Annotated in this window: 15 protein-coding genes; 9 read left to right on the top strand and 6 right to left on the bottom strand. The window is 64.5% G+C overall.

Features of this window, described 5'->3' with window-relative positions; genetic code table 11:
- The first annotated feature begins 14 nt into the window (after nucleotides 1-14).
- The 5 genes from GGQ88_RS05350 (at nucleotide 15) to GGQ88_RS05330 (ending at nucleotide 5,539) form a co-directional block, all read left to right on the top strand.
- Nucleotides 15-1,031 (top strand): helix-turn-helix domain-containing protein, encoded by a 1,017-nt coding sequence (locus GGQ88_RS05350; RefSeq protein WP_183612101.1) that lies wholly within the window; start codon nucleotides 15-17, stop codon nucleotides 1,029-1,031.
- A gap of 100 nt (nucleotides 1,032-1,131) precedes the next feature.
- On the top strand, nucleotides 1,132-2,097 hold the full coding sequence (locus GGQ88_RS05345; protein WP_183612456.1) for a tetratricopeptide repeat protein: 966 nt from the start codon (nucleotides 1,132-1,134) through the stop codon (nucleotides 2,095-2,097).
- A 13-nt stretch (nucleotides 2,098-2,110) separates the two neighbouring features.
- Entirely contained in the window at nucleotides 2,111-3,088 is a 978-nt protein-coding gene (gene tilS / locus GGQ88_RS05340; protein WP_183612100.1) for a tRNA lysidine(34) synthetase TilS, read from the top strand.
- Between the two features lie 112 nt (nucleotides 3,089-3,200).
- Nucleotides 3,201-5,135, top strand: coding sequence for an ATP-dependent zinc metalloprotease FtsH (ftsH, locus tag GGQ88_RS05335; RefSeq protein ID WP_183612099.1), 1,935 nt, complete (start codon nucleotides 3,201-3,203; stop codon nucleotides 5,133-5,135).
- A 59-nt stretch (nucleotides 5,136-5,194) separates the two neighbouring features.
- Nucleotides 5,195-5,539, top strand: coding sequence for a hypothetical protein (locus GGQ88_RS05330; RefSeq protein ID WP_183612098.1), 345 nt, complete (start codon nucleotides 5,195-5,197; stop codon nucleotides 5,537-5,539).
- Between the two features lie 30 nt (nucleotides 5,540-5,569).
- On the opposite strand, the gene GGQ88_RS05325 is transcribed toward GGQ88_RS05330, so the two are convergent.
- Nucleotides 5,570-6,616, bottom strand: coding sequence for a DUF3667 domain-containing protein (locus tag GGQ88_RS05325; protein ID WP_246385554.1), 1,047 nt, complete (start codon nucleotides 6,614-6,616; stop codon nucleotides 5,570-5,572).
- Nucleotides 6,617-6,743: 127 nt separating this feature from the next.
- Here GGQ88_RS05325 and GGQ88_RS05320 point away from each other — a divergent pair, with 127 nt between their 5' ends.
- Genes GGQ88_RS05320 through GGQ88_RS05305 form a run of 4 tightly spaced genes read left to right on the top strand, consistent with a single transcriptional unit; the run spans nucleotide 6,744 to nucleotide 10,127 of the window.
- Nucleotides 6,744-8,264 carry a peptidoglycan DD-metalloendopeptidase family protein gene (locus GGQ88_RS05320; protein ID WP_343057099.1) on the top strand — a complete coding sequence of 507 codons (1,521 nt, stop codon included), beginning with the start codon at nucleotides 6,744-6,746 and terminating at the stop codon, nucleotides 8,262-8,264.
- Nucleotides 8,265-8,301: 37 nt separating this feature from the next.
- Complete coding sequence (hemB, locus tag GGQ88_RS05315) at nucleotides 8,302-9,294, top strand: porphobilinogen synthase (RefSeq protein ID WP_183612096.1); 993 nt, start codon at nucleotides 8,302-8,304, stop codon at nucleotides 9,292-9,294.
- Nucleotide 9,295: 1 nt separating this feature from the next.
- On the top strand, nucleotides 9,296-9,859 hold the full coding sequence (locus GGQ88_RS05310; RefSeq protein WP_183612095.1) for a gamma carbonic anhydrase family protein: 564 nt from the start codon (nucleotides 9,296-9,298) through the stop codon (nucleotides 9,857-9,859).
- A complete protein-coding gene (locus GGQ88_RS05305; RefSeq protein WP_183612094.1) occupies nucleotides 9,840-10,127 on the top strand; it encodes a DUF167 domain-containing protein in 288 nt (95 codons plus the stop codon). The genes GGQ88_RS05310 and GGQ88_RS05305 overlap by 20 nt, the downstream gene beginning before the upstream one ends.
- On the opposite strand, the gene GGQ88_RS05300 is transcribed toward GGQ88_RS05305, so the two are convergent.
- The 5 genes from GGQ88_RS05300 to GGQ88_RS05280 form a co-directional block, all read right to left on the bottom strand.
- Entirely contained in the window at nucleotides 10,105-10,743 is a 639-nt protein-coding gene (locus tag GGQ88_RS05300; RefSeq protein ID WP_183612093.1) for a YoaK family protein, read from the bottom strand. The genes GGQ88_RS05305 and GGQ88_RS05300 overlap by 23 nt on opposite strands.
- Before the next feature lie 70 nt (nucleotides 10,744-10,813).
- Nucleotides 10,814-11,215, bottom strand: coding sequence for a group II truncated hemoglobin (locus GGQ88_RS05295; RefSeq protein WP_183612092.1), 402 nt, complete (start codon nucleotides 11,213-11,215; stop codon nucleotides 10,814-10,816).
- Between the two features lie 74 nt (nucleotides 11,216-11,289).
- Entirely contained in the window at nucleotides 11,290-11,478 is a 189-nt protein-coding gene (locus GGQ88_RS05290; protein WP_183612091.1) for a hypothetical protein, read from the bottom strand.
- A gap of 54 nt (nucleotides 11,479-11,532) precedes the next feature.
- Nucleotides 11,533-13,128, bottom strand: coding sequence for a cisplatin damage response ATP-dependent DNA ligase (locus GGQ88_RS05285; protein ID WP_183612090.1), 1,596 nt, complete (start codon nucleotides 13,126-13,128; stop codon nucleotides 11,533-11,535).
- A gap of 120 nt (nucleotides 13,129-13,248) precedes the next feature.
- Entirely contained in the window at nucleotides 13,249-14,256 is a 1,008-nt protein-coding gene (locus tag GGQ88_RS05280) for a ligase-associated DNA damage response exonuclease (protein ID WP_183612089.1), read from the bottom strand.
- Nucleotides 14,257-14,293: the final 37 nt, after the last annotated feature.

Raw genomic sequence — 14,293 nt, 5'->3', positions numbered from 1 at the left:
CAAAGCCGCAAGGCATGAATAACGGGAGTACCCTCTTGGCGGAAGCCGGCGGTCTACAGGACATTTCCAGTATCGATTCCACACCTGTGCCCGCAGGCGAACCGCGGCGCATCGGCGTAGGTGAAACGCTGCGCGCCGCGCGTGAGGCGGCGGGCATTGACATCAAGCAACTTGCCTTGAGCACGCGGGTCACCGTGCGCCACCTCCAAGCGCTCGAAGCCGGTGACTACGCGGTCCTGCCAGGGCGCCCCTACGCGCTCGGCTTTGCCCGCACTTACGCACGCGTGGTCGGCCTCGACGACAAGGCCATCACCGATGCGGTCCGGGCAGAACTCGACCGCCAGGCTCCAGCGCCGCCGCCGCGTGTGCTCAACCAGTTCGAGGTCGGCGATCCGGCCAAGACCCCCACACGCCTGACCGTCTGGCTGGCTGTGGGGCTGGTCGTGGTGATTGCCCTTGCCGGCATGATCTTCTGGCGAAGCTACTATCTGCCCTCGGCAGATCTGCCCTCGCTGATCGGAGGGGAGGATCCTTCGGCGGCACCGTCGCAAGTCGCGGTCGTGCCGCTTCCGGCTGCTTCGCCCAGCGGCCCGGTGGTGTTCACCGCCACCGAGGACCGCATCTGGGTCAAGTTCTACGATGGTCAGGGGCAGCAGATCCTGCAGAAGGAGCTGGCCAAGGGCGAGGCGTTCACCATTCCCTCGGGCGCGCAGGAACCTCGCCTGTGGACCGGGCGGCCTGACGCGCTTGCGATCACCGTCGGCGGCCAGGCCGTGCCGCGCATCGCCGAGCGCGAAGGCATCGTCAAGGACGTCCCCGTCAGCGCCGCCGCGCTTCTGGCGCGTGGCACAGCTTCCGCACCGCCGCCTGCAAACGCCACGACTGCCGCCCTGTCGTCGCCCGTACCACGAACCAGCGTCCGCCGCGCGAGCGCCGGGCAGCAGATCGACGCTCCTGCCGCAGTGCCGGCATCTTCCGTCGAGGCTGCTCCGGCTGCGGAAACGGCCCCTGCATCCACGCAATTGAACTGACGCCATCTCGACTTGCGCGACAGAGTGCGGCATTCTGTCTCCCAAGGGTTACAGGGCGCGCAAGTAAATGCTTGCGCGCCACAGCTTTACGGGAATGACGATGACTATCACATATCGCGCTCGGATGCCGCTCGTTGCCATCGCGCTGGGGCTTGTCGCCACGCCCCTGCTGGCCCAGACGACAGCGCCGAAGACGACGGCCTCGACCACCGCCGATGCCGATGTCCGCTTACGCAAGGTCGAAGCCGAGATCCGCGCATTGCAGCGCAAGGTCTTCCCCGAAGGCGCAGGCAAGACCTTCGTCCCCGAAATCACTCCCGGCCAGACGACCGCGACGGTCACCGGCACACCCGCATCCTCGGCGATCAGTGATGTGCTGGCGCGGATGGAAGCGCTCGAAGCGCAGCTGATGCGGCTGACCGCACAAGTCGAGGACGGTCAGAATCGCGCGGCCAAGATCGAGGAGCGACTGGCGAAACTCGAAGCTGATGCGGCACCCGCGACGGTTGAACCTGTCGCCTCGCCCCCGGCGGTTGCCACACCGGCAGTGCCTGCGTCTCGTCCCACCACTTCGTCAGCGGTTCCCAAACCTGTCGCCACGACGCCGACAAAGCCGGCAACGCCATCAGCAGCCCGTGTCGCAGCTGTCCAGGCCATCGAAAAGCCAGCCACTGCCGATGCAGGGCAAGACGAGTACATGTACGGCTTCCGCCTGTGGGAGGCCAAGTTCTATCCTGAAGCGCAGCAAGCACTGCAGATCTTCGTCGATCGCTATCCCAAGCACAAGATGATCAGCCATGGCCGCAACCTGCTCGGCCGCGCCTGGCTCGACGATGCCAAGCCCGGGACTGCGGCGCAGTTCTTCCTGCAGAACTACCTCGCCGACAAGAATGGTGCCCGCGCGCCCGACAGCCTGCTCTATCTCGGGGTCGCCATGGCGCGTCTAAAAGATAATGAGAAAGCCTGCGGTGCCTTTACCGAACTTGCCGCCAACTATCCGCAGGAGGTCGCAGGCCGTATCAAGACGCAGTACGACACCGCCCGCGCTTCGGTGAAGTGCAAATGATCGTGCCCGACATATGGGCGGAGCATACGACAGCCTGACCCCCGCTGCGTCGCGTTTTGCGCAAGGATGGCAGGCACTTGCTCCGTCGGGCCAAGTCGGGCTCGCCGTTTCGGGCGGGCCGGACAGCCTCGCTCTGCTCTTGCTCGTCCACGAAGTTGCGCCGCGCAACTTTAGCGTCGCCACGGTCGATCACGGATTACGGCCTGAAGCGGCGGCGGAAGCTGCGACGGTTGCGGACCTGTGTGATGCGCGCGGAATTGAGCACAGCACGCTCACACTCGCCATGGCAAAGGGCAGCGGCGTGCAGGAACGCGCCCGCACCGCCCGCTATGCCGCGCTTGCCGCTTGGGCGCGCGCGGCAAACCTGTCTGCCATCGTAACCGCTCACCATGCCGACGATCAGGCCGAAACCATGGTCATGCGCCTCAACCGAGGCGCGGGCGTACGCGGGCTGGCCGGCATGCGCCCCGTCGCGACCGTACCGGGCGACCCAACCCTCGCGTTGCTGCGCCCTTTGCTGGCATGGCGTCGCGATGAACTGCTGGAGGTTGTCCGCGCGCAAGGTCTGAAACCAGCTGACGATCCGTCCAACCGCGACCAGCACTACGAACGCGTGCGGATTCGCGACGCCTTGACGTCAAGCGAAGCCTTTGATCCCAAAGGCTTTGCGGCCAGTGCCGCCTGGCTGGCCGATGCGGACATCGCGCTCGATTGGGCAGTGGAACGGCTATGGGCCGGGGTCGTTGCGTCTGGCGAAGGCTGTACGTGGGAGCCGCCATCCGGCCTTCCCCAGACGCTCGCGCTGCGTGTACTCGAAAGGCTGTTCGCAACATTCCGGACTACGCCGCCACGCGGGCCGGACCTGACGCGTCTGTTGGAAACGTTGCGCGCTGGCGGCGTCGGAACGCTCGCCGGGGTCAAGGCGGATGCGCGCATCGGGCCATGGCGGTTTACCCGTGCGCCCGCCCGAACATCTAAGCGCAGCACCTGACCGGAAAGGCTGTCGCTGAAAATCGGCGCTTGCGTTATATTGCGATTCACCCGGCCCGTCCTACATTGGCTGGTGCAGCGCTCGATCGCGCGCAGATCTGGAAAGACTCTCGATGAACGACGACCAGCCGCCAGCCAATCCATGGATCAAGAGCCTCCTCGTCTGGGGCGGGATTTTTCTGGCGCTGCTGATGGTGGTGTCGCTGTTCAGCCCGCGTGCCGATCAGGCGGCGACGACAATCCCTTACTCTGCTTTCCGCGCGCAGGTCGCCGAAGGTGTGGTCAAGTCGGTCGAGATCGCCCCCGAACGGATCAGTGGCACACTCAAGAATGGTGGCCAGTTTGCCACCATTCCGGTCCCGGGCGATTCGGACCTGCCCAAGCTGCTGCAGGACAACGGCGTCCAGTACGCGGGTAAGGCGGCTGAACAGCCCAACATGCTGATGTACATTCTGGTCAACTCGTTGCCGTTCCTGCTGATCCTCGGCGTTGCGTTCTTCGCGTTGCGCCAAGTCCAGAAGGGTGGCGGATCGGGCGCGATGGGCTTTGGCAAGTCCAAGGCCAAGCTGCTGACCGAGCGTTCGGGCAAAGTCACCTTCGACGACGTCGCCGGTATCGATGAAGCGCGCGAGGAGCTTGAGGAGATCGTCGAGTTCCTGCGCGATCCTACCCGTTTTTCGAAGCTTGGTGGCCAGATTCCCAAGGGTGCGCTGCTCGTCGGCTCGCCCGGCACCGGCAAGACCTTGCTCGCCCGCGCCATCGCAGGTGAAGCAGGCGTGCCGTTCTTCACCATTTCCGGCTCTGACTTCGTCGAAATGTTCGTCGGCGTCGGCGCCAGCCGCGTGCGCGACATGTTCGAACAGGCCAAGAAGAACGCGCCGTGCATCGTGTTCATCGACGAAATCGACGCGGTCGGTCGCCATCGCGGCCACGGCCTTGGCAATTCGAACGACGAACGCGAACAGACGCTCAACCAGCTGCTGGTCGAGATGGACGGCTTCGAGGCCAACGAAGGCATCATCATCATCGCGGCGACCAACCGCCCCGACGTGCTCGATCCCGCGCTGCTGCGTCCGGGCCGCTTCGACCGCCAGGTCGTCGTGCCGATCCCCGACATCGAAGGCCGCGAAAAGATTCTCTCGGTCCACATGAAGAAGGTACCGCTCGCGCCTGACGTGAATCCGCGCACGATCGCGCGCGGCACGCCCGGGTTTTCGGGCGCGGACCTTGCCAACCTCGTCAACGAAGCCGCGCTGCTGGCCGCACGCCGCAACAAACGCCTTGTCGCGATGCAGGAATTCGAGGACGCCAAGGACAAGGTCATGATGGGCGCGGAACGCCGCTCGATGGTGATGACCGACGACGAGAAGAAGATGACCGCCTATCATGAGGCGGGCCATGCGATCGTCTCGGTCAACGAACCGGCATCGGACCCGATCCACAAGGCCACGATAATCCCGCGCGGCCGCGCCCTGGGCATGGTCATGCGCCTGCCAGAGCGTGACAGCTATTCGTACCACCGCGACAAGATGCACGCCAATCTCTCGGTTGCGATGGGCGGACGCGTCGCCGAGGAATTGATCTTCGGGCACGACAAGGTCTCTTCGGGCGCGTCGTCCGACATCCAGTACGCCACGTCGCTCGCTCGCAACATGGTCACCAAGTGGGGCATGTCCGAGAAGCTGGGTCCGCTGCAGTACGAAGAAGCGCAGGAAGGTTACCTCGGCTACGGCGGGTCGAACCGCACGATGAATTCGGCTGAGACCAACAAGCTGATCGACAGCGAAATCCGCAGCCTCGTCGATGGCGCGCATGTTCGCGCCACGCAGATCCTCAAGGATTGCGAGGACAAGCTGCACCTGCTCGCACAGGCCATGCTCGAATATGAAACGCTGACCGGCGACGAGATCAAGGCGCTGCTTGAAAGCGGCAAGATCGACCGCCCACAAACACCGAGCGGTCCAGCTCGCCCAGTTTCGGCGCAAGGGTCAGCGATCCCCAAGGCAGGTCGGCGCTTCGTCGGAAACACGCTGCCACAGGGCGCATGATGCGAGAACCCCGGACTTCGGGTGTGTGTCGCAACGCTTTAACGGCGTTCGCGGCGGGCTTGATGCTGACGAGTGGCACCGCGAGCGCGGCGAGTGACGACGTGAGTGTCGGCGCGTTCCTGTCGCGGGCCAATGCGCTCAAGGAAAAGGGCATCGGCGCGATCTTCTCGTCGGAGATCAAAGCACTGCGCGACTTGGGTACGAAGGCGGGATCGGATTATCGCGCGCGTCTTAAACGCGAGCGCGCTTCCGGTCGGCCCAGCTCATGTCCTCCGCCCAACGTGAAGATGGACAGCAACCAGTTTCTTGCGTTCCTCGAGACCTATCCGGTCGCGGCTCGCGAACGCGTCACGCTTAGCACGGCTGTAGGCGATCTGTTCGCGCGCAACTGGCCTTGCAGATAAGCCACTGAACCTTACGGGCAGGATGGCCGCTCAACCGCCCGCCTCGACCAGGATCAGCAGGGCAAACAGCAGCAATGCGGTGAACGCGAACATGCTCAGGAGCCACGTCCGCCACCACGCGCCCAATTTGGTCAGGCCGTAGGTACCGCGCAGTTGCAGGAACATGTGCACTGGCGGCAATACCATTCCGGCAATCGCCAAGCCTTCCAACTTCAATTGGTTGAGCAACGTCAGCACGATCGCCAGCAGCGTCATGAAGCACAGCGAATAGGTCACGAATACGGTGTGATCGTAGACCCCGAAGCGGCGACTGAATGGAAACAGCAGCCACAGGAACGGCACCGAGATCGGGATCAGCGCCCAGCTTAGCTTGTAGCTGTAGTTCTGCACCTTGTAGATCGCGAGGCCCGGATTTGCCTTGGCCTTCGCGATTGCATCGTTGATCCAGCCGATGTCGCTATTCGTCGTGAATGCGCTGGAATCGATGTTCGAAATGCGCACGCCATTGGCCTTGAGCTTTTCCACCGAAGCGATGTTGTCACGGGTTTCGGCCATGGCCCGGTCGATCTCGGCTATGGATGCAGCGTCGCCAGCTGCCTCCTTTCGCGCTGCTTCGAGCTTTACGAGGTCCTCGCGCTGGTTCGCCAATGCGGTGTCGACAGACACGTTCATCTTCGCACCGAGGTCGCCGCTCAACGTGTTGAAGGTTGTGAACAGCAGGAACACGCAGAACAGGAACAGCGCGATCGGCGATACATAACTGGCCCGCCGCCCGTCGATATATTCGCGCGTCAACTTGCCCGGGCGGATCACCAGCATCGGCAAAGTGCGCCAGATCTTGCCCTCGAAGTGAAACACGCCGTGCAGCAGGTCGTGGAAGAATGCGCCCAGTGTCTTGTGGACATGCGCCGCCTGTCCGCAGGCGTGGCAATGGCTGCCGATCAGCGACGTCCCGCAGTTGAGGCACGCGCTCTCGTGCGTATGGCCGGGTGCAGCATGATCGCCCGCAGTCGGCTCGACCGCTCGCGCCGCTGCCAAAGCCCCTGCCATATCGCTCAGTATCTGCGTGTCGCTCAATGTTCGTCCCCTTGGCAACGACATAGCCGTGCCCCGGCGCCGATGCCACACCCTTGAGGCGCCACGATTTCACCGAACATTAACCTTGAAGGTGCAGTCCCGGTCACAACAGGGTACAGGGTTCGACGTGTTCACACCGCGTGATCAGATGATGGCCAACGCAGGCGCGGGTTTCGGCTCGCGCGTCGCGGTGCCGCGCGCGGTCGAGCTGCCAGAGCTGCCGTGTCGACAGGTGCCGTATTGGAGCGCAGCACGCACCCGGATCGAACGCTGGTTCGCCCGGCGAGATATCGCCCCCGATCTTGCCGAAGACATCGGCAGCGCCCGCTGGTTCCGTGGTTTTTCGACCATGCTCGCGCTTGGTGCCGCGGCAGTACTGTCGTGGCCGAGCTTCGCCCCGCTGCAGGCCGCGCCCCTCACGACACTCGATGACGGCGCGCGCGATGAACTCCGCGTTCAGGGCCTGCGTCCGTTGGGCTATGGTGCCGACAACGGCCGCCACATGATTGCAACCGCCGCCGTGATCCCGCTCGCCGCAGCGCCCGAGCGACCGAGCGTCGAACTGACCGCAACCTTGGGCGCAGGCGACAGCTTCCCGCGCATGCTCCAGCGTGCAGGCTTGGCCAATGCAGATATCACGCGCGTACTCGACCTCGTCAGCCCGCAGATCAAGCCGGGTTCGCTGAGCGCAGGCACGCGCTTTGCGATCCGGCTTGGCGCGCGTAATTCTCCCGCCGATCCACGTCCGCTCGAACAGCTCTCGTTCCGCCCGCGCTTCGATCTGGCATTGGACATCCGGCGCAGCGGCGGCGGCCTCGCGCTCGCCACAAACGCCATTTCCGTTGATACGACCCCGATGCGCATACGCGGCATCGTCGGCGGCAGCCTCTACCGCTCGGCGCGAGCCGCCGGTGCGCCGCCTGTCGCCGTGCAGGATTACCTTCGTGCGATCGATCAGCACATGGCGTTCGAGGAAATCGCGCCGGGCGATGAATTCGACCTCGTGTTCTCCAACCGCCGTGCCAGCAGCGGCGAATCGCAAGCCGGAGACCTCGTCTATGCGGGCGTGATCCGCGCCAACAAGCCCGTGCTGCAATTGCTGCGCTGGGGCAACGAAGGCGCGTTCTATTCGCCGCAGGGCATGGCGCAGGGCGCGCAGGAAACGCAAGGCTTCCTCGGCGCGCCGGTTAACGGGCACATCACCTCGGGATATGGCGCAAGGCGGCACCCGATCCTTGGCTATATGCGCATGCACGCGGGCATTGATTTCGGCGCAGGCTGGGGCGCGCCGATCTATGCCGCAACCGACGGGCGTGTGTCGTTTGCCGGATGGCACGGCGGCCATGGGAACTATGTGCGGCTCGATCACGGGGGCGGGCTTGGCACGGGCTACGGCCATATGAGCCGCATCGCGGTCGGGTCGGGCATGACCGTTCGGCGCGGGCAGGTGATCGGCTATGTCGGATCGACCGGCCTGTCGACCGGCCCGCACCTCCACTACGAGATGTACCGCAACGGCCAGACGGTGAACCCGCTCTCGATCGGCGCGATCACCACCCGCGCGACGGTCGATCCAGGCCAGCTTGCCGCGTTCAAGGCCAAGCTTGCGCAAATCACCGCGATCAAGGCCAACACCGCGATCCGGTGATTGCCCGCAACGCGCGCAGTCGCTACGCACCTTGCTCATGTCCAGCTATCCCCAGACCCGCCTGCGTCGCACCCGCTCGACGTCATGGAGCCGCGCGATGCATCGCGAAGTGCTCGTCACCCCGGCAGATCTGATTTGGCCGCTGTTCGTCACCGAAGGGCAGGGCGTCGAAGATCCGATTGCCTCGCTCCCCGGCGTCTCGCGCTGGTCGGTCGATGGCATCGTCGCACGCGCGAAGGAAGCCGTTGCGCTCGGCGTCCCCTGTCTTGCCCTGTTTCCCAACACGCAACCAGACCGCCGCAGCGAGGACGGGCGGGAGGCGTTGAACCCCGACAACCTGATGTGCCGCGCAATCCGTGCCATCAAGGATGCCTGCGGTGACGATATCGGCGTGCTCACCGATGTCGCACTCGATCCCTATACCAGCCACGGTCAGGATGGCTTGATCGATGCTGCGGGCTACGTGCTCAACGACGCCACGGTCGAAGTGCTCGTCGGTCAAAGCCTCAATCAGGCGGCCGCAGGCGCAGACATCATCGCGCCGTCCGACATGATGGATGGCCGCATCGCCGCGATCCGCGACGCGTTGGAGGGCCACAGCCACCACAACGTTCAGATCATGTCCTACGCCGCCAAATATGCCTCGGCGTTCTACGGCCCGTTCCGCGATGCGGTCGGCTCGCGCGGGCTGCTCAAGGGCGATAAGAAGACCTACCAGATGGACCCGGGCAACGCCGAGGAAGCCTTGCGCGAAGTCGAGATGGATCTGGCCGAAGGCGCAGACAGTGTGATGGTCAAGCCGGGGCTACCTTATCTCGACATCGCCATCCGCGTGAAACAGACGTTCGGCGTGCCGGTCTTCGCTTATCAGGTGAGCGGCGAATACGCGATGATCGAGGCCGCAGTCGCCGCAGGCGCTGCGGATCGTGACGCGATGGTCCTCGAAACACTGGTCGCGTTCAAGCGCGCGGGCTGCTCGGGCGTCCTGACCTACCACGCCGCCCACGCGGCCCGCCTGCTCGGAGCCTGACATGCATCCTGATGTTTCGATCATCACGCTGAACGGCAAGACACCGCGCATCCACGAAACCGCGTTCATCGCGCCAGGTTGCCGAATCATCGGGGACGTAGAGATCGGGCCGCATGTGTCGATCTGGTATAACTGCGTGCTGCGCGGCGATGTGAATCACATCCGCATCGGCGCGCGCAGCAATGTCCAGGACGGCAGCGTGATCCACGTCGACAGTCCCGCACCGGGCAAGCCGGAGGGTTTCCCCACAATCATCGGGGAAGATGTGCTGATCGGCCATCTTGCAATGGTCCACGGCTGCGTGATCGAGGATCGCGGTTTCGTCGGCCTCGGCGCGATCGTGATGAGCAATACTGTGATCGAGAGGGACGGGATGCTGGCCGCGGGCGCCATGCTGACCGGGGGCAAGCGCATTGGCGCGCGTCAGTTGTGGGGCGGCAGGCCCGCTGCCTACATGCGTGACCTCACCGATGCAGCGCTGGCCGATATGCAGCGCGGTGTGCAGCACTATGTCGCGAACGGGCAAGCGCACAAGGCTGCCATTCTTGGCCAGACCGAAGCCTGATTACCCATCGGCGGGGGCGTTACGCGCGCTTGCCGACAGCGACGGCAGGCTGGCCGTGCGGGTCACGCCCGGAGCGCGCAGCGAGAGCATTGAAATTGCCGATGGCAAGGTGCTGGTCAAAGTGCGCACCAAGCCTGAGGACGGCAAGGCGACATCTGCGGTACGTGATTTGTTGGCACAAGCCTTGGATGTAGCGCCGTCTCAGGTTGAAATGTTGCGCGGCGCAACTTCGCGCGAGAAGCTGTTCAGGATTCCGCCGGAAGCCTGAAAGCGACTGCGATCATAGCTGCGCAATAGCCCGCCGCAATCCACAGGCAGCCTAGTGGCAGGCGGTCCTGAAGAAATGCCCCCAGCACCGCGCCCGACAACAGCCCGCCCCACAACATCGCCCATGATTGCCAACCGGTGTTCGGTTGCCCACCGATGGCATTGGCCAGACCTTGCCCCAGCTTGACCAGCGCGCCCGTCATGTAGGTCAGGCCCACGCTCACCTCACCGCGGCGCTGGAAGGTGTTGTTGAGCGCCCCCATCGCCAGGACCATTGCGCCGAGCATTACCGCTGGCAGACCCAGCGCACGACCGCTCGCCGCAACAAACAGGCTCAGCGCAACAAGTGCCAGCACCGCAGGCTTGCGCAAACTTCCGGCGGCACGCGAGATCAGCGCACCAGCCGTTACGCCCGCCAAGAAACCTGCGATCAGCATCGCCGGCATCGCCGCGCGTATCGGATCGGTGCCAAGCGACACGCCCAGCCGCGTCGAATTGCCTGACATGAACGAGACGAAATACCCGTCCGCCGAAAGGAACCCCACCGCATCGACAAATCCCGCCATCGCGGCGAGCGCAATCGCAAAACGGCGGCGGGAACGATCATACTGGATCATCCAACCGGACTACCCGTCAAGACCCGCTCGTGTCGAGCGAAGTCGCAACATCGAGCGCGCGTGCGGCGGATCAATCCTGCGCCATCCCCCGGGCCATCCGCGACAGCACGTCCGCGAGCCCATCGGCAATCTCGCGATCGTCCGGCGCGACGTCGGCAATCGCGCGCGTCATCGCGTCGGCCCATTGGCCGGCGGTCTCGCGCGTGATCGGAAAGGGCTTGTGCATCGACATCATGCATTTTCCGGGATTGGCTTCGAACCACTGACGCGGGCCGCCCGCCCATCCGGCAAGAAAGTTTGGCAGGGATTCGCGCATTGGCGCAAGGTCGGCAGCGTGCATATCGCGCAGCGCCCTATAGGCCGGATCTTGATCCATCAGGTCGTAAAACCGTTCGGTAATGCGGTGCAGCGTGGCGCTGCCGCCGATCCGCTCGTAAGGGCTGGCAGGAACTTCAGCAGCGTCGGTGGACAAGGCAATCGCTCCGTCAGGCAGGGACCGGGAGCCTGCTGACTAGACCGCTTTTCGCAACGCCGAATTGACCGGCGTCAATCGCGCCATGGAATTGCGCGTGCAGCGAGCCCCGCCGCTGCGCTACCCAGAACCGCACCAATCGCGATGTTCGTCGCGGCGGCATCCCATTGGCGAAACTTCGTCCACTCTGTGCCGGTGCGGATGGAAGTCCATGCGACTTTACCCAGCAGCGCTGCCGGGATCGCGAAGATCAGGTTGCCCATAGCCGAATCTCTCCCCTTTTTTTGCATAACCGCTTTGGGGCAGGGGTGGTTCCCTCAGGGTACGATCAGGCCTTTCAGTGTCTCCAGCCGGTCTGCTTCATGAGCGGGCTTGTCCGAACGGATGCGGCTGATCCGCGGGAATCGCATCGCCACGCCCGATTTGTGACGCTTGCTTTCGTGCACCGAATCAAACGCCACTTCGAGCACCAGCGATTTGTCCGTCTCGCGAACCGGGCCGAACTTTGCGACAGTATTCTGCCGTACATGACGATCGAGCCACTTCAATTCCTCGTCGGTAAACCCGAAATAGGCCTTGCCCACGGGCAATAGTTCCGCGCCTGCGTCGGGGTCGCCATTCCAGCAACCGAAGGTGAAGTCCGAATAGAACGACGACCGCTTGCCACTGCCGCGCTGCGCATACATCAGCACGCAATCGATCAGCAGCGGATCGCGCTTCCACTTGTACCATAGTCCGGTACGCCGCCCCGCGACGTACGGACTGTCACGCCGCTTGAGCATCACGCCTTCGATAGCATCGTCACGCGCGCGGGCGCGAATTCCGACAAGGTCCTCGAACGTCGCGGCCTCGATCACCTGCGATATATCGAACCGCGCGGGATCGAGCCGCGTCACCAGCGATTCCAGCCGGGCGCGGCGCTGCTCCCACGCCCATTCGCGCAGGTCCTCGCCGCCGTCGATCAGCACATCGTAGAGCCTCACGAACGCCGGGTAATCGCGCAGCATGGCCTTCGACACGGTCTTGCGCCCGAGCCGCTGCTGCAAGGCGTTGAAGCTCGCCGCCCCACCGGTCTCGCCGCCCTGATGCGATCCGCGCACCAGCAATTCGCCATCGAGCACACAAGGCTCGTGCAGCGCAGACGCGACCTCGGGGAAAGTGCCCGAGATATCATCGCCACTGCGCGAATAGACCCGCGTCTCGCCAGCCACGTGGACGATCTGCACACGGATGCCGTCCCACTTCCACTCGGCCGCGAACTCGGTGAGGTCGAGCGCCTCGGCCTCGAGCGGATGCGCCAGCATGAACGGGCGGAACAGTGGCAGCAGGTCAGTGCGCGGCGGTTCAGCGCCTTGCGCCGCCCATTCGAACAGCGGCAGATAGGGCGCCGCCTGCCCGTGCCAATATTCCTCGACATCTTCGACCCGGACATCGAAGGCCTGCGCGAATGCGACCTTGGCCAACCGCGCCGAGATACCGATCCGCATCGCGCCGGTCGCAAGCTTCAGAATTGCATAGCGACCATTGACGTCAAGACGGTCGAGCAGCTCGGCCAGTATGCCGGGCGCGGTCACTCGCGTCGTGGCGTGCAGCGTCTCGACCACTTCGGCGACCGAAGGGGGCGGCAGGTGCTGGCCCAGCGGTTCGGGCCACAGCAGGCTGGCGGTTTCAGCCGTATCGCCGACGTAATCGCGGCTCAAGGTCCACAGCACCGGGTCGACCCGCTCGGCCATCAGGCTGCGGATCGTGCTCGCCTTGACCGCGGGAAAATCCAGCCCATCGGTCAGCGCCGCCAATGCCCATCCCCGGTCGGGGTCGGGCGTCTCGCGCATGTACTCCGCGAGCAACGCCAGCTTGGCATTGCGCGAAGGCGTGAGCACGAGCGCGTCGAGCAGGGCGGAAAAGCGCTGCATCAGTGCAGTGACCTGGGCGCGCGGCCTTCGACAAGCTCAGGCTGATCGGGGGTGGGAAGCGTGGAAATACCCCGCTCATGCTGGGCCTGTCGAAGCACGCGCGCCGCCTTGGCCAAACGCTCAATCATCTTCGTCCTCGTATCCCACCAAAGCCAGCGCGCGCGCCTTGCGTTGGGTCAGTTCACACCAGCGCAGCAAGGCCTCCTCGCGGCCATGGGTGATCCAGGTCTCGGCGGGGTTCACTTGCGCGATCGTCGTGGTCAGTTCGTCCCAGTCGGCGTGGTCAGAAATGATCAGCGGCAATTCGACCCCGCGTTGCCGCGCGCGCTGCCGAACCCGCATCCAGCCCGATGCCATCGCGGTGATCGGCTCGGGCAAGCGCCTGCTCCAGCGGTCGTTGAGCGCAGAGGGCGGGCATACGACGATTGCGTTGGCGAGCGCATTTTTCGGCACGCCTGCGACTGCCTTGAGATCACCGAGATCGACGCCGTGATCCTCGTACAACCGGCACATCCGCTCCATCGCGCCATGCAGCCATATCGTCTCGGTAAAGCCAGCCGCGCGCAATTCGGCGATCACCCGTTGCGCCTTGCCCAGCGCATAGGCTCCGACGAGTACACACCGCCCCTCCTCGTTTTCCCGTGCGCCGAGCAGCTTGGCCATCTCGTCCGCAATCGGGGGGTGCTTGAACAGCGGCAGTCCGAAGGTCGCCTCGGTCACGAACACGTCGCACGCGGTCACCTCGAACGGCGGGCAGGTCGGGTCGGCGCGGCGTTTGTAGTCGCCCGTAATCACCACGCGCTCGCCCGCATGCTCCAGCAGGATCTGTGCCGACCCCAGCACGTGGCCTGCCGGCACATATGTCGCGCGCACATCACCACGCAACGTCACCGTCTCGCCATAGGCCACCGGCAGCGACCCGGCCTCGACCACACCATAGCGCAAACCCATGATCGCCAGCGTCTCAGGCGTCGCCACCGTCCGCCCATGCCCGCCGCGTGCATGGTCTGCATGTCCATGCGTCACCAGCGCCAGATCGACCGGACGCGCCGGATCGATCCAAGCGTCGGCAGGCGTGATGTACAGCCCGTGCGGTTCGGGGCGCAGCCATGAGAACGGTGGGGCCATGAATCACACAATGGCCGGAGGCGCACTCGCGTTCCAG

This window comes from Novosphingobium hassiacum, assembly GCF_014196055.1.
GTDB lineage: Bacteria > Pseudomonadota > Alphaproteobacteria > Sphingomonadales > Sphingomonadaceae > Novosphingobium > Novosphingobium hassiacum.
Note: the sequence above shows the minus strand (reverse complement) of the source record. Positions and strands in the feature narration are given on the sequence as shown.